The organism is Pelagibius sp., from assembly GCF_028289705.1.
Taxonomy (GTDB): Bacteria; Pseudomonadota; Alphaproteobacteria; order Kiloniellales; family Kiloniellaceae; genus Pelagibius.
In genome coordinates, this window is the sequence record NZ_JANQOI010000081.1 from 1 (window position 1) to 17605 (window position 17605).

13 protein-coding genes and 1 tRNA gene are annotated in these 17605 nt (G+C 68.1%); 6 read left to right on the plus strand and 8 right to left on the minus strand.

Going from position 1 to position 17605, the window contains the following annotated elements:
* On the minus strand, positions 1–981 hold a 981-nt coding region (locus Q0996_RS09580), incomplete at its 3' end, for an NADH:flavin oxidoreductase/NADH oxidase (RefSeq protein ID WP_299618205.1).
* A 151-nt stretch (positions 982–1132) separates the two neighbouring features.
* Between Q0996_RS09580 and Q0996_RS09585 the strand changes: the two genes are divergently transcribed.
* Positions 1133–1447, plus strand: coding sequence for a helix-turn-helix transcriptional regulator (locus tag Q0996_RS09585; protein WP_299618207.1), 315 nt, complete (start codon positions 1133–1135; stop codon positions 1445–1447).
* Between the two features lie 9 nt (positions 1448–1456).
* Here the strand turns inward: Q0996_RS09585 and Q0996_RS09590 are convergent, their stop codons facing one another.
* The 6 genes from Q0996_RS09590 to Q0996_RS09615 all read right to left on the minus strand — a co-directional run bounded on the left by Q0996_RS09590 (position 1457) and on the right by Q0996_RS09615 (position 8304).
* The gene (locus Q0996_RS09590) at positions 1457–2152 is read right to left on the minus strand and encodes a nitroreductase family protein (RefSeq protein WP_299618209.1); all 696 of its coding nucleotides are present in this window, start codon (positions 2150–2152) and stop codon (positions 1457–1459) included.
* 217 nt (positions 2153–2369) lie between these two features.
* The gene (locus Q0996_RS09595; protein ID WP_299618211.1) at positions 2370–4013 is read right to left on the minus strand and encodes a hypothetical protein; all 1644 of its coding nucleotides are present in this window, start codon (positions 4011–4013) and stop codon (positions 2370–2372) included.
* 161 nt (positions 4014–4174) lie between these two features.
* Positions 4175–4720, minus strand: a complete 546-nt coding sequence (gene moaB / locus Q0996_RS09600; protein WP_299618213.1) for a molybdenum cofactor biosynthesis protein B — start codon at positions 4718–4720, stop codon at positions 4175–4177.
* A complete protein-coding gene (locus Q0996_RS09605) occupies positions 4707–6659 on the minus strand; it encodes a lytic transglycosylase domain-containing protein (protein ID WP_299618215.1) in 1953 nt (650 codons plus the stop codon). Before Q0996_RS09605 ends, moaB begins: the two co-directional genes overlap by 14 nt.
* 206 nt (positions 6660–6865) lie before the next feature.
* A complete protein-coding gene (locus Q0996_RS09610; RefSeq protein ID WP_299618217.1) occupies positions 6866–7732 on the minus strand; it encodes a uracil-DNA glycosylase family protein in 867 nt (288 codons plus the stop codon).
* A gap of 83 nt (positions 7733–7815) precedes the next feature.
* On the minus strand, positions 7816–8304 hold the full coding sequence (locus Q0996_RS09615; protein WP_299618219.1) for a hypothetical protein: 489 nt from the start codon (positions 8302–8304) through the stop codon (positions 7816–7818).
* Positions 8305–8536: 232 nt separating this feature from the next.
* Between Q0996_RS09615 and Q0996_RS09620 the strand changes: the two genes are divergently transcribed.
* The 3 genes from Q0996_RS09620 (at position 8537) to Q0996_RS09630 (ending at position 13168) form a co-directional block, all read left to right on the plus strand.
* A complete protein-coding gene (locus Q0996_RS09620; protein ID WP_322096675.1) occupies positions 8537–10201 on the plus strand; it encodes an electron transfer flavoprotein-ubiquinone oxidoreductase in 1665 nt (554 codons plus the stop codon).
* Positions 10202–10435: 234 nt separating this feature from the next.
* Positions 10436–12193: a tetratricopeptide repeat protein gene (locus Q0996_RS09625; RefSeq protein WP_299618221.1), complete on the plus strand. Its 1758-nt coding sequence runs from the start codon at positions 10436–10438 to the stop codon at positions 12191–12193.
* Between the two features lie 60 nt (positions 12194–12253).
* Positions 12254–13168, plus strand: coding sequence for a 4-(cytidine 5'-diphospho)-2-C-methyl-D-erythritol kinase (locus Q0996_RS09630; protein WP_322096676.1), 915 nt, complete (start codon positions 12254–12256; stop codon positions 13166–13168).
* Here the strand turns inward: Q0996_RS09630 and Q0996_RS09635 are convergent.
* Entirely contained in the window at positions 13165–14121 is a 957-nt protein-coding gene (locus Q0996_RS09635; protein WP_299618224.1) for a peptidoglycan-binding protein, read from the minus strand. The genes Q0996_RS09630 and Q0996_RS09635 overlap by 4 nt on opposite strands.
* A 457-nt stretch (positions 14122–14578) precedes the next feature.
* Between Q0996_RS09635 and Q0996_RS09640 the strand changes: the two genes are divergently transcribed.
* Together Q0996_RS09640 and Q0996_RS09645 are read left to right on the plus strand one after the other, a co-directional pair.
* Positions 14579–17200: an MMPL family transporter gene (locus tag Q0996_RS09640; RefSeq protein ID WP_299618227.1), complete on the plus strand. Its 2622-nt coding sequence runs from the start codon at positions 14579–14581 to the stop codon at positions 17198–17200.
* A 287-nt stretch (positions 17201–17487) separates the two neighbouring features.
* Positions 17488–17562, plus strand: a tRNA-Gln gene (locus tag Q0996_RS09645).
* The last annotated feature ends 43 nt before the right edge of the window (positions 17563–17605 follow it).

Consider the following 17605-nt stretch of genomic DNA (forward strand, 5'->3'; position numbering starts at 1 on the left):
CAGCGCCCGCCCCAGCATCACCAGATCCACCTTCTCCTCGCGGATCAGGGCATCGGCCTGATGGGGGTCGCTGATGTACCAACTTGTGGCCGTGGGCACCTTCGCCTCCCGGCGCACCCGCTCGGCGACCGGCGCCATGAAGCCTGGCGCCCAGGGGATCTGCGCGTCGGGAATGTTGAAGCCCAGGCTGACGTCGAGGAGGTCGAGGCCCAGCCCCGCCAGCCGCCGCACCAGCTCGATGGATTCCTCCAGGGTCTCCTCCCGGCCGTCGAACTCGATGACGCCGAGGCGGACGGTCAGCGGCAGGCTTTCCGGCCAGACCTCCCGCACCGCGGCGAAGGTCTCGGTGAGGAAACGGCTGCGATTTTCGAAGCTGCCGCCGTAGTCGTCGTCGCGCCGGTTGGAATGCGGCGAGAGGAAGGACTGGGCGAGGTAGCCGTGGGCGAAGTGCAGCTCCAGCCACTCGAAGCCCGCCTTGTGGGCCCGCTTGGCCGCGTCGACGTAGTCCTGCTGCACCCGCCGGATGTCGGCCTTGGTCATGGCCCGGGGGCGGCGCGGCAGGTTGGCGCCGAAGGGAATCGGCGATGGGCCGATGGGCGTCCAGGCGCGCGGATCGCCCTCGGGGATGTGGTCGTCGCCCTCCCAGGGGCGGTTGGCGCTGGCCTTGCGGCCGGCATGGGCGATCTGGATGCCCGGCACGGCGCCGGCGGCCTTGATGGCCCGCACTGCCGGCGCGAAGGCCAGGGCCTGGGCGTCGTTCCAGAGGCCGGCACAGCCCGGTGTGATCCGCCCTTCCTGCGAGACCGCGGTGGCTTCGGCGATCACCAGGCCGGCCCCGCCGCGGGCGAGGGTCGCCAGGTGGGTATGGTGCCAGGTGTTGACCAGGCCCTCATCGGCCGAATACTGGCACATGGGCGAGACCGCGATGCGGTTCTTCAGGGTGACGTCCTTGAGGGTGAAAGGTTCGAAGAGCGACGACATTCGGGTGCCCCTTGATGCTGCTCAGTCCCGCGGCTGCTGCTGCGCAAGCCTTGTGGAACCGGGTGATTGGCCTATATTGAGCGGTGTATTTCTATTGTTCGATAAATTTCGAACTACAGAAATATGGAACCCTCAAACCGGGATTCAAGTCATGCGGGCCCTGCGCCATCCGAAACCGGAGGACATCGAATTGACGCGTGTGCTCTATGCGCTCAGCGATCCGGTGCGCCTCGACGTGGTGCGCCGCTTGCACCGCGACGGCGAGGCGACCTGCGCGGCGCTGGACTGCGGGCGCCCGAAGTCCAGCATGTCGCACCATTTCCGGGTGCTCAGGGATGCCGGGGTGATCCGCACCCGCACCGACGGTACCGCCCATATGAACGAACTCAGGCGCGACGACCTGGAGCGGCTGTTTCCGGGCGTGCTGGAGGCCGTTCTGGCGGTGCCTGAGGGCAGCGAGGCCTAGGGGTCTCGATCACCGGAAGGTGGCGATCTCCTCCAGCGGCTTCTTGGTCTTGGCGTGCTTGGGCACCGTGGCGCCTTCGGCGGCATGGCCCGCCACCAGGATCATATAGGGCTTCTCGTTCTCCGGCCGCCCGCAGATCTCGTTCAGGAAGCGCATGGGGTTGGGCGTGTGGGTCAGGGTCGCCAGCCCGGCCTGGTGCAGCGCAGTGATCAGCATGCCGGTGGCGATGCCCACCGATTCGTTGATGTAGTAGTTCTTCACGATCTTGCGGTCGTCGGTGACGCCGTAGCGCTCGGCGAAGATGACGATCAGCCAGGGCGCGGTCTCCAGGAAGGGCTTTTCCTCGTCGGTGCCCAGGGGCGCCAGGGCGGCCAGCCAGTCGTCGCCGGCCTTGCCGCTGTAGAAGGCCTGCTCCTCGGCTTCCGCCGCCTCGCGGATGCGCTTCTTGATGGCCGGATCGCCGACCGCGACGAAATGCCAGGGCTGGCGGTTGGCGCCGCTGGGCGCGCGTCCGGCGGCCAGAAGGCAGTCCTCGATCACCTTGCGCGGCACCGGCGTGGGCTCGAAATCGCGAATGGTGTGGCGGGTCTTCATCTCGGCGAAGAAGGCGGCCGCCCGCTCGGCCATCTCCGCGTCGCTGAAGCGGCGCCGGTCGGGCAGGGGAATGGCCTCGTAGGGGACATCGTCGAGGGCGGCGTCATTCATTCGCGTCTCTCTCGGGCTTCTCTTCGGGACATTTCTCTTGCGGGGTTGACTCTTGCCGCAGTGCGCGCGAACAAGACCGCGCCTCTTCCGCGCAGTAAAGCGGTTTGTCCCGTGCTTTCAAAGGGGAAAGGCTCATACGCCAAGGGCCGGTGCCCGGAAGCGGTATGGCCTGGGCCCGGTCCGGGGGCCGAACCACGGGCCGCCGCGAGCCGTCTTCTCAGAAGTACTCGGGGAAATCTGCCCTTAGCTTCCCTTCGATACCGCTCACCGTATCCAGGTTGGAGCCGGCGGGTGCTGCGGTCGGAACCGGCAGCGAGCGTCCGACATCGGCGAAGTAGAACCCCATCCGCATATCGAAGGAGCGGAAATAGTAGTCGGCAATGTCGCCGTAGATCTGCTTGGTAAAGGGAAAGGCCTGAAGTGCGGAAAGATAGAGGTCGACGGCTTCATCGCGGTTCGGATAACCCGGGCCGCCCCTTGTGATCACACGGGTCAGGTCGGAGATGTGATTGGCGATGAACAGATCGATCAAGGGCGCCATGGCGCCAGCATCCGCGCGGTAGCTTGGCAGCTCATTGATCGCTCTTTGCTGTGTCGCTCTGTCCTTGGCGCCGACCAGCGCCATGAACCGACTGACGTCGGCGCCATAGCGGGTCTTGTCGCTCGCTGCCCTGACCGAAGCGCAGAGGGTGTTCGCGCTCAGGTCCGCGGCCCCGTCGCAGCCGGGCGACTGCGTGCCGGTGTAGAGGCCCATGGCCAGGACAACAAGCAAGGGCTCGAGCTTGCGCCCGTCCCGCTCGGCCTGTTCCAGGCGTTCGGTCCAGTAGGCCGTATCGGGCTGCTCTCCTTCGAAGCGTCCATTGGCGGCATTCCACGCGGTGGCAACCAGCCCGGCGGCCCGCGGATTGTGTTCGGTAGAGGGTTCCACCAGCCTTAGGTCCGCGGTCACCGGATAGCTCTGGTCGACTCGCGACTGCGTCATGAGCCGCAGGTCTGTCGACTGGGGGGCTGCCAGCAGCCGCTGCACAACGACGAGACGTGCCGGAAACACCTGTTCCGCCTCGGCGCGTGCGATGAAATCGGGGTGCAGTGCGTAAGCCCGCCGCATGACATCCCAGAATCGGGCGGCCGCCCAGGCCGGAAGCGCCATCTCTGCCGGTTCCAGCCTCGCCGCCTCTTCAGACTCGTGGACCAGGACCAGTGCGCCACGGTTGCGTCTGACGGTCGGTGGCGTTGCGTCCCGTCGCGGCGGCTGGAGACCGATGTTGTGGGTGCGCCAAAACTCGCTGGTGATTGCGAGCGCCTTGTTGCTGCCGCCGGTGCTTTCGACAATCTTGGCGATCCTGCTACGGCTCGCCCATTCGGCGGCGCGGAAGTAGGGGGCGGTGGACAGCGACGTGCTCTGGAAGGTGCCTGCGGCACTGTCGATGTGAAAGACGCGCGCCAGAGCATAGTCGATGACCTCCCTGTGGCCGCCACCCTCGATGACTGCGTAGTCTGCCTCGGAGAGGGTGATCGTGAGATCGCCGTCGTGTTGCTTGGTCTGGGGCTCCGAGCGAACCGCAAAGCGGAACTGCCAGGCGGTGGCGCTGCCGGCGCTGCCGCGCGCGGCCACGACCTCTTTAGCCGTGGCAGCGACGAGGGCAAAGCCCGCGTTCGGTGCCGGCGCCCAGGGTTCAGCCGCTGGCGCAATTGTCCGTTGCGGTGCGGTCTGGTCTGCCCCACCCACGGCCTGCGGGCCCGAAGATGCGCACGCGCTCAGAACGAGGGCGGCCGTCAGTCCTGCAAACAACACCTTCATTGCGCGGAGCGAGGTTTCGCCCGGCGCACCGATGGTTTCGCTCCTGTCTGACCGCTCCATCACCATCCTCTTTCTGGGCCCTCCAACGCCGCTTCGGACGAACGCGCGAAGCTTCAGGGGCTGCAGGGTTCGCTAACGCAATGGTTGCGGGAATTGAGCGGCGCGGCAAGCAAAAGCGCACGGCGGACCAAAGGCGGCCGCCAGATAGCGTGAGAAGGCACTCAACTCGCGGCCTTCAGGTGCTCCTTCAGGCGCGGCATGAGCTCGACGAGGTTGCAGGGCTTGTGCCGGGAATCGAGCTGGTACTTCAGGATCTCCTCCCAGCCGTCCTTGCAGGCCGAGGGGGAGCCGGGCAGGGCGAAGAGGTAAGTGCCGTTGGCCACACCGCCGATGGCGCGGCTCTGCATGGTGGAGGTGCCGACCTTCTGATAGCTGATCCAGCGGAACAACTCGCCGAAGCCCTCGATCTCCTTTTCCATGACCTCCTTGAAGGCCTCCGGCGTGACATCGCGGCCGGTGACCCCGGTGCCGCCGGTGGTGATCACCACGTCGACCTGCGGATCGGCGATGTGGCCCTGGAGCGCGGCGACGACCTTGGCGCCGTCGTCAGTGACGATCTCCCGCGCCGCGACCTTGTGGCCGGAGGCGGCGATCATCTCCACCAGGCGGTCGCCGGAGCGGTCGTCCGCCAGCGTGCGGCTGTCGGAGATCGTCAGGACCGCGATGTTTACGGCGAGAAAGGGAAGCGACTCGTCAATTCTGGCCATGCTGGGCAACCTCGGCACGGGTTCCGTCCAAGGCTACGTAATGCGGCCAGTCGCCGCCTGCAAGCCGTTCCAGCGAGGGGGCCGGCTGGCCGAGGCGCTGGCGGTAGATCCAGAGGTTGGTCAGCACCCGTTCAATGAACAGGCGGGTCTCCTTCGACGGCAGGGCCTCGATGAACAGCAGCGGGTCGTCGCCCGCCTTCATGCGGCGCTGCCACTTGCCGAGGTTGCCGGGCCCGCCGTTGTAGGCGGTGGTCAGGCGGAAGAGATCGCCCTGCACCCGCTCGTGGCGCAGCAGATAGGCGACGTAGCGCTGGCCGAGCTCCAGGTTCAGGCTCGGCTCGTAGAGCTCGTTGCGCGCCCGGCCGCGATAACGGCGGTCGCGGGCGATGTAGCTGGCGGTCCGCGGCATGAGCTGCATCAGCCCGCGGGCGCCGTCGGGGCTCTTGGCCTTGGTGTTGAAGGCGGATTCCTGGCGCACCAGGGCGTAGATCAGCGCCCGGTCCACCTGGAAACCGGTCTCCGGCTGCCACGGCGGGATCGGGTAGAGGGCGGCGTCCAGGGCACCGGGGGTCGCCCGGTCGCCGGCGTGGCGGGCGAGTTGGCTGCCCATGCGATAGGCCAGGGCCGGCATGCGGGCGTGCTGGGCCAGCGCCAGCAGGGCGTGGCTCATGCGCGGATCGCCCCAGGCCCCGGCCTTCACCAGTTCGCGCTCCGCCGCCTCGCGCTCACCCACCTGCATCAGCGCCAGGGCGCGGCTGCCGACCGAGTGGCCCTTCAGCAGCGCGGCGAGCTGCGGTTCCATGCGGTGGGAGCCGAAGTCGAAGACGATGGGCATGCCCAGCGCCCGGCGCGAGAGCAGGCCGTAGAAGGTATAGGGATAGAGGCTTCCGCGCTGTAGCAGCGGGCTGATGCGCTCGGGGCGCTGCAGTTTCAGATTGGCGCGGGCCGCCCAGTAGGCGCCGGCGGCGATGTTCCAGCCCGGCGCCCGTTCGGCCCAGGCCAGCATCTCGAAGAATTCCGCGGCGGCCTCCAGGTCGCCGACCCGCCAGGCCGCCAGCCCGGCCACCCAGTTGATCATCGGGGCCGCCAGGCCGGAGCGGCGCGCGGCAGGCGCCGCCAGGGCGTAGGCGCGCTCGGCCTTGCCGTAATAGAACCAGCCCGAGGCCACCATGGCGCGGGCCTGGTCCAGTTCCACCTGGTCGAGCAGCGTCTGGGTCGACTTCTGCTTCAGCAGTTTCTCGGTGACGGTGAAGCGCTCGCGCAGCACGTTGCGGCGGACCTGGCGCAACAGCCGGGCAACCTTGCGCTTGGTGGCCTTGCTGCGCTTGCGCGGCGAGACGTATTCGGTGCTGGCGCGCCGCTCGGCGCCGGCAATCGCGCTCCTCGAACTGACCGGCGGTTGCGGGCGGCGATAGTTCGCCGGGCGGCGCTTCAGCGCCAGTTTGTAGATGCGCGCGGCCTGGGGATGGTCGGCGTAGTCGTCCATCCAGGCCTTCAGCTCCTTGTAGCGGGAGCGGTAGGCCGTGGGGTGGAGATAGCGCTGCGCCAGCACATGGCCCATGAGGCGGCGGTCGCCGAGCTGGGCGATCAGGCGGTCGGCGGCTTTCCACTGGCCGTCTTCCTGGACTGCGAAGATCTCGCGGTAGCGCTCCGCATCGGCCGGCGACAGCACCGCGGGCAGGCCGTCGGGGCCGGAGAGCCGGATGCCGGTGTCGATAGCCGGGGACGGCCGCATGGCCTGGGGCTGCAGGTCGCCGGGCTGCAGCACCTGCGCGGCGCTGGTCGGAGCGAGGGCGAAAAGAGTGGCCGTGAGGACGAGCGCCGTCAGGCGCCGGCGGCCTTCGGCTGCGCCGCTTCCCAGAGGAAGCAGGCGGCGGAGAATGGCAAGGGAGGCCGCGGCCCCGGACAGCGGGGCGAGGACCCGACTCCTGAATTGCACAAAGACCCCCGGTGTTTTCATGGCCCCGGATTTCTCAAAAGGTTAATCAAGCCCTCTTGGCTCTGCAACACCGGTGGCCGTACGGAGCGCGTCGGTGCCGTCCGCGCCCGAATCCCGCGGAATCGGGCGACTTCAAAGAGGCCACGTCCGGGGTTAAATCGGCGTTAAGTCTCACACTTTATTGGGAATTTATGCTTCCGGCGGTGTCATTTTGCGCCATTGGCCGCCTCGGCGAGTCCGACCCGTTCCATGGCCTGGGAGAACGACAGCAGGTCTTTCCAGGCTTCGCGCTTCTGGGCCGGCTGGCGCAGCAGGTAGGCCGGGTGCAGGGTCGGCAGCGCCGGGATCGGATCGTCCAGACGTGGGTGGCGGTAGTCGTCCCAGCGGCCGCGCAACCGCAGGATGCCTTCGCTGCGGTTGAGCAGCGTCTTGGCGGACATGCCGCCGGTGAGCAGCAGCAGCTTGGGGTCCAGCAGCTCGATCTGGCGCTCCAGAAAGGGCAGGCAGACGGCGATTTCCGCCGGCGTCGGGTTGCGGTTCCCGGGCGGACGCCAGAACAGCAGGTTGGTGATGTAGACCCGGCTGCGGTCCAGGCCGATGGCTGTCAGCATGCGGTCGAGCAGTTGCCCGGCCGGTCCGACGAAGGGCTTGCCCTGGCGGTCCTCCTGGGCACCGGGCGCCTCGCCGATGATCATGATCCGTGCCTCGGGATTGCCGTCGAAGAGGCAGAGATTGGTGGCCGTCGCCTTCAGGGGGCAGCCGTCGAAATCTTCCAGCGTCTGGCGCAGGTCTTCGACGCTGTTGGCCGCGGCGGCGAGGCGTTGCGCGTCGGCCTGGGACTCGCTGGCGGCGGTCAGCTTGGCCGGGGCGCGCGGCCTCCGCGGCGCTTCGGATGGCGGCGCCGGAGCCCTGGCGGCGGGTTCGGCCAATTCGGCAGGCGCCGGGCGGGGCGCGGCTGGCGCCGGCGCCGTCCGGTCGACCGGGATCTCGCCGATGGCCTCGTCGGCGCCGGCCTCGACCAGCCATCGCAGCGCAGCCAGCGCGGCCGGATCATCGCTCTGACGATTGTCCATGGGGCAGTTTAGCAAAGCCGGCGCCGGCTCAGAAAGCCCGCTGGCGCGATGACCCCGGCGCTTCGCGCCCGGCGCGTTTGCGGTCAACGATAGAGAGGCGAGACGAAAAGGACCAGGATGGCGTTGCCCATCAGCACGCTGACGATCATGAACGTCAGCAGGGTGTAGCGATGGACGTTGGCCTCGCGGCGCGACTTGATCGCCCGCACCGCCTGGGCATAGCTGGAGAAGTGGTCCGAGATCTCGCGCAGCTTCTGACGCTCGGTGTTCTGCCAGGCCTGATAGAGCGCCATGGAATAGATCACCCCGCCGCTGCAGAGGAAGCTGACGGCTATGGTCAGGTTGACCAGCAGGGAGTTGTCCTGCGCGAACTGGGAGAGACCCATGAGCGCGACGAAGACGACAAGGATCGCACCCAGGGATTTCCACTGCTGTGCCTTGGCAAAACGGATCACGTCCACCGACTCCGCGTAGAGCATGCGCATTTCGGCGTGGGTGAGGTCGTCGAGCTCGCTGGGCTGGTTTTCCGCCCGCTCCTCTTCGTCCTGCGCTGAAAGTTCCTGTACGGCCATCTTGGTGCAACTCCGTTCGCGTCAGAATGGAGAGAAGTGGTGAATTTTCGGTAAGGAAGCCGCTGCGTGGCGGTAGGAGGCGAATAGACGGCGTCTCCAGCTTTGCTTGGCGCCCGGATCGCCTCTGTATTATGAAGTGTTCGTTAAAGGTTTCGCCGGGAAACTGTCACTGCGAGGGGCGCCCAAGACGTCAGCCCGAAACAAAAAGCCCGGTTGTGAGGAGTGAGGGATCTTGGAACGCGAGTTCATGGAATACGATGTGGTCATCGTCGGGGCCGGACCGGCCGGCCTCTCGGCGGCCATCCGCCTGCGCCAGCTTTCCCAGGAAAGCGGCAAGGAGGTTTCGGTCTGCGTTCTGGAGAAGGGCTCGGAAGTGGGGGCGCACATCCTCTCCGGCGCCGTCCTGGAACCGCGCGCCCTGAACGAGCTGATTCCCGACTGGAAGGACAAGGGCGCTCCCCTCAACGCCCCGGTCGGCGACGAGAAGTTCCTGCTGCTGCGCGAGAAGGGCAGCATCTCGCTGCCGGTCTGGATGCTGCCCGGCCAAATGCACAACCACGGCAACTACGTGGTCTCGCTGGGCAACGTCTGCCGCTGGCTGGCCGAACAGGCCGAGGCCCTGGGCGCCGAGATCTATCCCGGCTTCGCCGCCGCCGAGGTGCTCTATCACGAAGACGGCCGAGTCAAGGGCGTGGCCACCGGCGACATGGGCATCGGCAAGGACGGCGAACAGAAAGCCTCCTATCAGGCGGGCATGGAGCTCCATGGCCGCTACACCTTCTTCGGCGAGGGCTGCCGGGGATCGCTGACCAAACAGCTCGAGGCGAAGTTCGGCCTGCGGGAAGGTGCCGACCCGCAGACCTACGGCATCGGCATCAAGGAGCTCTGGCAGCTCGATCCGGCCAAGCACAAGACCGGCACGGTGATCCACACCGCCGGCTGGCCGATGAACACCACCACCTGGGGCGGCTCCTTCATCTACCACCTGGAGGGCAACCAGGCCTCCGTCGGCTACGTGGTGGGTCTGGACTACGCCAACCCCCATCTCTCGCCCTTCGAGGAGATGCAGCGCTTCAAGACCCATCCGGCAATCCGCCCGATGCTGGAGGGCGGCAAGCGCATCGCCTATGGCGCCCGTGCGCTCAACGAGGGCGGCCTGCAGTCCCTGCCCAAGCTGAGCTTTCCTGGGGGGCTGCTGATCGGCTGTGCCGCCGGCTTCCTCAACGTGCCCAAGATCAAAGGCAGCCACAACGCCATGAAGACCGGCATGCTGGCTGCAGAAACGGCCTTCGAGGCCGTGACTGGAGCCAATGAAGAGGGGGGCGAGGCGCCGGCGGAACTGGAGAACTTCACCGCGAAGGTCGAAGGCTCCTGGGTGCACGAGGAGTTGCACAAGGCACGCAACTTCCGCCCCTCCTTCGCCAAATGGGGGCTCTACGGCTCCATGCTCTACGGCGCCTTCGACCTCAAGCTGCTGGGCGGCAAGGCGCCCTGGACCTTCCGCCACAAGCACGCCGACCACGACTGTCTTAAGCCGGCGGCCGAGATGCCGAAGATCGACTACCCCAAGCCCGACGGTGTCATCACCTTCGACCGCTTGTCCTCGGTCTTCATCTCCAATACCAACCACGACGAGGACCAGCCGGCGCACCTCACCCTGAAGGACGCCTCGGTGCCGGTGGCGCACAATCTGAAGCTCTACGACGAGCCGGCGCAGCGTTACTGTCCGGCCGGGGTCTACGAGATCGTCCGCGACGACGACGGCGGCAATCCGCGCCTGCAGATCAACGCGCAGAACTGCGTCCACTGCAAGACCTGCGACATCAAAGACCCGACCCAGAACATCGTCTGGGTCACGCCGGAGGGCGGCGGCGGCCCCAACTATCCGAATATGTGAGCTTGGGCGCTGGTCCAACGGACACCGTTTTCCCCCGCCCTTGTAGGACCGCGCCTACGCGCCACCTCTCTCCTAGAGGGCCCGCCAGACGGGGAAACAGGATCGCAACAGCGTGATCCCGCCGCTCGAAGCGCGGCGTTGTGGGCCCAGAGCGGCGTCGGCTACACTGACGCGCAGCAGCAGGCCCTACGCCAGGAGATCGATTTGTCGCAATCTCGACCGAAGTTTCACCTGATGAGTCGGACGGGCCCCTGGCCCAGAACGGCCGTGACCGCCCTGCTGGTCGGTCTCATTCCCGCTGCCTGCGCGGCCGGCGGGCCGGTGCCGCCCGCCGACCCCTCGTATCAGTTGGCCGCCGCCGACCTGCCGGAGCGCGCTGCGCCGCCGCCAATCACCTCGCCCTTCGGCGCCTATCTGGCCGGCATGGTGGCCAGCGACGGCGGCGATCTCGAATCGGCGGCAGACTACCTGCTGCAGGCCCTGCGTCACGATCCCGACAATCCGGAACTGCTGCTGCCGGCGCTGCAGCTCGCCGCGGCCACCGGCCGCCAGAGCGAAGCGGCAAGCCTGGCGCAGCGGGTGGCCGAGCGGCAGCCGTCCCATCCGATCGCCAACCTCGTGCTTGCCGTCGAGGCGGTGCGTGGCGGCGATCTGCAGGAAGCCGACGCGGTCTTGTCCCGGCAGCCCGAACGCGGCATCAGCCAGATTCTGGTGCCCATGCTGCGCGCCTGGATCAAGTCCGGGGAGGGGGATGTGGACGGCGCCCTGCAAACCCTCGGCGCGCTGAAGGGCGAGCAGGGCTTTTCGGTGCTTCACGGCGTTCACGCCGCGCTGATCGAAGAGGTCGGCGGCCGCAGCGAGGCGGCGGCCACTGCCTACGAAGCGCTGCTGACTGCCGATCGCCGGCCGTCGCTGCGCCTGGTCTGGCTGGCAGGCAGCTATTACGAACGCAACGGCCAGCGCGAACGCGCCCTGGAGATCTACCGCGACTATCTCGTCGACAATCCGGGCTCCGACATTCTCTCGCCGATGCTGGAGACCGCCGAGAAGGGCGGCAACAATCCGGCCGAGGTCGACGGGGCCGGCGACGGCATGGCCGAGGCGCTGTTCAACGTGGCCAGCCTGCTGAGCCAGGAGTCGGCCGACAATGCGGCGCTGGTGCATCTCTATCAGGCCCTGGCTCTACGCCCCGACTTCGTCATCGCCCAGGTCCTGCTGGGGGAGATCCTGCAGAACCAAGGACGCAGCCTGGATGCGATCGCCGCCTATCGGGCGATCCCCGACAATTCTCCCTTCGGCTGGATCGTCCGCCTCAGGGTGGCCGACGAGCTGCAGCAGATGGAGGAGATCGATCTGGCCCTGACAGAGCTGGACAGCCTGGCCGCGGAGCGGCCGGAAAACTTCGAGCCGCTGTTCCGCAAGGGCAATCTGCTGCGGTCCGAGGAGCGGTTCGAGGAGGCCGTGGTCGCCTACGACGCGGCGGTGGAGCGGTTGCCGGAAATCCTGCCGCGCCACTGGTCGCTGCTTTACTTCCGCGGCATTGCGCTGGAGCGGTCCGATCAATGGGAACGCGCGGAAGCCGACTTCCTCAACGCCCTGGGACTGCAGCCCGAGCAGCCCTATGTGATGAACTACCTGGCCTATTCCTGGGTCGAGAAGAAACAGAACCTGGAGCAGGCCGAGGCGATGCTGGTCCGGGCCGTCAAGCTGCGGCCGCGCGATGGCTACATCGTCGACAGCCTGGGTTGGGTCTACTACCGGCTCGGCCGCTTCGAGGAAGCGGTGACCCAGTTGGAGAAGGCGGTGGAACTGCGCCCGCAGGACCCGGTGATCAACGATCACCTCGGCGATGCTCTCTGGCAGGTCGGGCGCAAGATCGAGGCCCGCTTCCAGTGGAAGCGGGCGCTCAGCCTCGACCCGGAAGAAGACGAGATTCCGCTTATCGAGAAGAAAATCGAAGACGGCCTCCCGATTCCGCCGGAAGACATCTAAAACACCATTTCTCGACCAGACCAGCCGCACCCACGCGGCAGGCGGTCGATCCGGGGCAAGGTGACGAAGCTCAAAACTACGGCAGGACAGGCAGCGCCGGGCCGAAGCGAGGCCGGCGGCACTTCGCTGCAGGAAACCGCCTGGGCCAAGGTCAACCTCACGCTGCAGGTGACCGGACGGCGGGCGGACGGCTATCACGAGCTGGCCAGCCTCGTGGTCTTCGCCGACTGCGGCGACCGTCTGACCTTCGCGCCGAGCGACGAGCTGAGCCTGACGCTGCAGGGACCCTTTGCCGGCAGTCTGCCGGCGACGGCGGACAACCTGGTCCTGCGCGCGGCACGGGGCATTGCCGAGCTGACCGGCCGGCCGTTGCCCTGTGCCATCACCCTGACCAAGACCCTGCCGGTGGCGGCGGGCATCGGGGGCGGGTCCGCCGACGCGGCCGCGGTGCTGCGCGCCCTCTGCCCGCGCGCGGGACTGTCCTTGGAAGACTCCGGCCTGCGGGATCTGGCCCTCGCCCTGGGTGCCGACGTTCCGGTCTGCCTGGCCTCGCAGCCGACACTGCTTTCGGGTATCGGCGAGCGGTTGGAGCCTTTGGCGGGACTACCGCCCCTGGCCCTGGTCCTGGCCAATCCGGGATCGCCACTCTCCACGGCGGAGGTCTTCAAGGCACGGCAGGGACCCTTCGGCCAGGTGGCGGCGCAGGCGCCGCCCACAGCCACCGAGGCTTTCCTGGAATGGCTGGCAGAGCGGCCCAACGATCTGGAGGCGGCGGCCCGCTCGGTCTATCCGGAGGTTGCCCGGGTCGTCGAAAGCCTGGCGGCGACGGAGGGCTGCCGCCTGGCGCGCATGTCCGGCAGCGGCGCCACCTGCTTCGGTCTCTATGAAAGCCGCGCCGAAGCGGAGCGGGCGGCCTTCAGCCTCGCCGAACGGGAACCGAAATGGTGGGTGAAGGCCGCGGGGCTTAGGCTTTAGCCGCCCTGGTAGAGCGATACGACAGCGCGCAGTTCTTGCAGAAGAGCCGGAGTGGCCTCGCCGTCCGCCGGCAGGCCGGCCATTTCCTGATAGCTGCGGATGGCCTGGCGCGTGGCCTCGGTCAGTTCGCCGCTGGCCTCACCGGGATCGAGGCTCAGGCGCCGCAGCAGGCCTTGGACCTCGGCAAGCTCTACGGCGGTCAGGCCTGCAGGCGCATTGGCCGCCGCCGGCTCTTCGGCCTTTGCCATCTCAGCGCGCTCGTTGCTTTCGGCGGCCGGGGCCGGCGCTTCGGGGTCCGGCTTCGCCGTAGCGTCGGCCGCGATCCCTTCACCTTCGTCTTTGCTCTCCAGCGCGGCGGACGGCACCGCAGGCTCGCTGCCGGATCGCGGGTTTGGCCCGGACTGGCTGGCGAACCACAGCAATAGCCCGACAGCCGCCATCCCGAGGCTGAACAGGGCAAAGGCTCCGGTCCGGCGCGGCGGCGTCTTTTCGATCCGCGGCCCATGCTGTTGCGGGGCGATGGCCGGCTTGGTGACGGCCGGGCTCTTGCGCGCCGCCTTGCCGTCGCTCTCGTCTGCCTTGGCGCCGCTCTTCTCGTCCGTCTTGCGGTCGTTCGGCGCGGCCTTGGCGGAGGAGCTCCTTTTGTCCACCGGCGGTTCGGCTTGGCCTTTGTCTGTCTTCACCTTGGCGGTGCCCCCCGCTTCGCTCTTCGGCTTCGCCGTCGCGGCCTGAGATTCGCTCTGGGCGGGACTGGAGGCCGCGCTCGAAAAGGTCAGCCCTTCGGCCTTCAGGGAGGTCTGCTGGGGACCGCTGGATTGCAGCTCGCCGTCGGAGGGCCCGGAAAAGCGCAGGCCGGAGCCAGCCGGTTTGGCCGGCGGCGGAGCCACGATGGGCTTGTTGGTTCCAAAGGTGATGGTTGCAGGATCGGGCGCCTTGGCGGGAGCTTCGGGCAAAGTCTTTGCACTTGGCTTCGCGCCTTGCTTCGCGCTTTGCTTGCGGCCCTGGCGTGTGCCGGCTGCGGCTTCGCCGTTGGTCGGCTCGGTTGTCTTAGCGTCTGTCTTGGACGCTTTTTTCTTGCGGCCGGACGCGGGCGGACGCGCTTTTCGCGGCGGCCGCTTTGCAGCGGGCGCCTTGCGCGCTTTGGAGTTCGCCTTGCCGGTCTGGTCGCTCATCTGTTCTTGCAGAGTCTTCCTGTTCTGCACCCCGTTCGCTGGCCGCCCCCTGGACTGAGCCGGGCCGCGCCGGGCCGGCAGAGGGCAGAGAACGACAGGTTCCCATCAGACGTTATGGGCCAGCCGTGGTTAACGGAGCCCTAATTCGAAGTCCTTAAAAAAGCTCACTTTTTGGCTGGCCGGACGTTGTCAAAGGCGGCCGGGCGCAGCTATAAGCGGGCAGAGCTTCTGGGGCGCCATGTCATCCAAACTGCCTGAGTCTTCGCCGGACTGGCTTGCAACCTGGGTTCGCCAGGTCTGCCGGCTGCCTGGACCGGTGGTTATCCTCGCCCTCCTTTCGGCCGGCGCCCTGCTGTGGTGGGCGGCCGCCACCCTCACCATCAACACCTCGACCACCGACATGCTGTCGGAAGAACTGCCGTTTCGGCAAAACAACGTCCTGGTTGATCAATCCTTTCCGCAACGCAATCACACGCTGACGGTGGTGATCGAAGGGCCTGACAGCCTGGCGAGCGAGCAGGCCGCTCTGGCCCTGGCCGAGGCGCTCCGCAGCCATCCCGACGGTTTCCAGGACGTCTTCGACCCCCAGGGCGATCCCTTCTTCCGCCGCAACGGATTGTTGTTTCTGTCTCTGGGCGAGTTGGAGGATCAGGCGGATCGCCTGGCCGAGGCCGAGCCGCTGCTGGCGGCACTTCACGACGATCCCTCGCTGCGCGGGCTCCAGGGCCTCCTCGATCAGGCGCTGAACGAAGGCGAACCCGGCGACGATAGCCTGGCGATGCTGCTGCACCGGCTCGCCGCGGTGGCCGAGGCCCTGCCGTCGGACCCGCAGGCCCGGCTCTCCTGGCCAGCGCTGCTGCAGGAGCAGGCCGAGGGGCCGGCGGAGCGGCGGCGCTTCCTGGTGGTCAAACCGCGGGCCGACTTCGGCAGCCTCATGCCCATGGCCGATGCCGTCGCCGCCATCGAAGCGCTCGCCGCGGAGCTGGGCTTGGACGAGGCGGCGGGCTATCGGGTGAGGCTCACCGGCGAGGCGCTGATGTTGCAGGACGAGTTGCGGTCCGTGCGCAGCGGCATCGGCTTCGTCGGCCTCCTGTCGGCGGTGCTGGTCGCCTGCGTGCTCTTCCTCGGCCTGCGGTCCTGGCGCCTGGTGGTGCCGGTGCTGGTTACCCTTGTCGTGGGCCTCTGTTGGACCGCCGGCTTCGCCGCTCTGGCAGTGGGGCAACTGAACCTCATCTCGGTGGCCTTCGCGGTGCTGTTCATCGGTCTCAGCGTCGACTTCGGCATTCATTTCGCCCTGCGCTTTCGCGAGGTGCGGGGCGGCGCAGCGAACCCCAGCGAGGCCCTGGCGGCGACGGCGGCGCTGATCGGTCGGCCGCTACTGCTCTGCGGGCTGTCTTCGGCCATTGCCTTCTTCGCCTTCCTGCCCACCGCCTATCGCGGGCTTTCGGAGCTGGGGCTGATCGCCGGCGGCGGCATGTTCATCGCCCTTTTCGCAAACTTGACCGTTCTGCCGGCGCTGCTCAGCCTCATGCCGATCAAGGCCGGGGCGGCCGGTGCGGGTCCGGTGGCGGCTCTGGGCGTCCGCATCCACGAGCAGGCCGGCCGCCGGGCGCCCTGGCTGCTCGGGCTGGGGGGCGCGCTCGCGATCCTGGCGCTGCTGGCGCTGCCCCAGGCGCGCTTCGACGACGATCCCCTGAACCTGCGCGATCCGCAGTCGCCCTCCGTCGCCGTGCTGCTCGACCTGCTGGCCGACGAGCGGCTGCAGCCCTATGGCGCGGAGGTGCTGGCCGCGGATCTCTCCGAAGCCGCGGCCCTGTCGCAGGCGCTGGAGGCTCTGCCGGAGGTGGCGCGGTCCGTCTCTCTCGCCGACTTCGTGCCCGGCGGCCAGGAAGACAAGCTGGCAGTGGTGGACGAGATGGCGCTGTTTCTCTCGCCCTTGCTGCTGCCGGCCGCACCGGCGGCGCCTCCGAGCCCCGCCGAACGGCGCCAGGCCCTCACCGCGCTGCAGGATCGCCTGGCACTGCCGCCGCCGGGCCTGGAAGGACCCGCCGGCCGTCTGTTGGCGGCCCTGCAGGCGCTGGACGGGAGCGATCCCACGGCACCGGAAGCCCTGGAACGGGCCTGGCTCGGGGGCTTTCCCCTGCAGCTCGAGCGCCTCGGCGAGGCCCTGGAGGCGGAGGCCTTCGCCCTGGAGGACCTGCCGGCGGGACTCGCCGCGCGCTATGTCTCCGCCGAGGGGCGGGTGCTGGTCGAGATCGAACCGCGCGAGGACCTGCGCGATCCCGCCGCGCGGGCGCGCTTCGTCGATGCGGTGCAAGCGGTGGTGCCCACGGTCTCCGGCACGCCGGTCACCATCGTCGCGGCGGGCCGCGCCGTGGTCGCCGCCTTCGCCCAGGCGAGCCTGCTCGCACTCTGCGCCATCACCCTGCTGCTCTGGCTGGTGCTGCGCTCCCTGCGCGACTGCCTCCTGGTGTTGACGCCGCTGCTGCTGGCGGCGGCGATGACCGTGGCCGCCGGGGTCGCCCTCGACCTGCCGTTCAACTTCGCCAATGTCATCGTGCTGCCGCTGCTGCTGGGGCTCGGCGTCGACAGCGGCATCCATTCGGTGATGCGCGCGCGGGAGCTGCGCTCGCGCCCGGCCGGCGCGCCGGCCGCCGCCAACTCGACGCCGCGGGCGATCCTCTTGAGTGCGCTCACCACCCTGGCCTCCTTCGGCGCCCTCAGCCTCTCCAGCCACCCCGGCACCGCCAGCATGGGCCTGCTGCTGACCCTCGCCATCGCCATTACGCTGTTCTGCATCCTGCTGCTGCTGCCGGCGCTCCTGGCGGTGACGGAACGCCGCGAAGCGGCCAAGGGCTGATCAACTCGGTGCCGCCGCTCCTCCACCGTCACCCCGGCCTGAGAGCCGGGGTCCATGGTTGGGGCGGACCCGGTATATGCCTCGGGGTCTCTTGCGAACGGCCCGATGGTTCCCGGCTCAAGGCCGGGATGACGAAAGGAATGGTTCAAGCTGCCGCGAAAGCGCCCCAAGCGCAGGTTGCCGGTGGTGTTCCGAAAGCCTGACGCCGGTCCCAAGACCATTGCGGCGGGGCGGCGGCGGCGTTAAGTTCTCGCCCGCCTAGAGGCCCGCGCGGCACGGCGGCCGGATGGGGCGTAGCCAAGTGGTAAGGCACCGGTTTTTGGTACCGGCACTCGCAGGTTCGAATCCTGCCGCCCCAGCCAAGCCTGAACAGTTCCCACAAGCCGCAACGCTGGCCTCATTAGT

Bases quoted from the DNA above. Each gene is read 5' to 3' on its own strand.
- Q0996_RS09640 (WP_299618227.1), top strand. From the start codon at position 14,579: ATGTCATCCAAACTGCCTGAGTCTTCGCCGGACTGGCTTGCAACCTGG.
- Q0996_RS09590 (WP_299618209.1), bottom strand. From the start codon at position 2,152: ATGAATGACGCCGCCCTCGACGATGTCCCCTACGAGGCCATTCCCCTG.
- moaB (WP_299618213.1), bottom strand. From the start codon at position 4,720: ATGGCCAGAATTGACGAGTCGCTTCCCTTTCTCGCCGTAAACATCGCG.
- Q0996_RS09595 (WP_299618211.1), bottom strand. From the start codon at position 4,013: ATGGAGCGGTCAGACAGGAGCGAAACCATCGGTGCGCCGGGCGAAACC.
- Q0996_RS09585 (WP_299618207.1), top strand. From the start codon at position 1,133: ATGCGGGCCCTGCGCCATCCGAAACCGGAGGACATCGAATTGACGCGT.
- Q0996_RS09615 (WP_299618219.1), bottom strand. From the start codon at position 8,304: ATGGCCGTACAGGAACTTTCAGCGCAGGACGAAGAGGAGCGGGCGGAA.
- Q0996_RS09610 (WP_299618217.1), bottom strand. From the start codon at position 7,732: ATGGACAATCGTCAGAGCGATGATCCGGCCGCGCTGGCTGCGCTGCGA.
- Q0996_RS09625 (WP_299618221.1), top strand. From the start codon at position 10,436: ATGAGTCGGACGGGCCCCTGGCCCAGAACGGCCGTGACCGCCCTGCTG.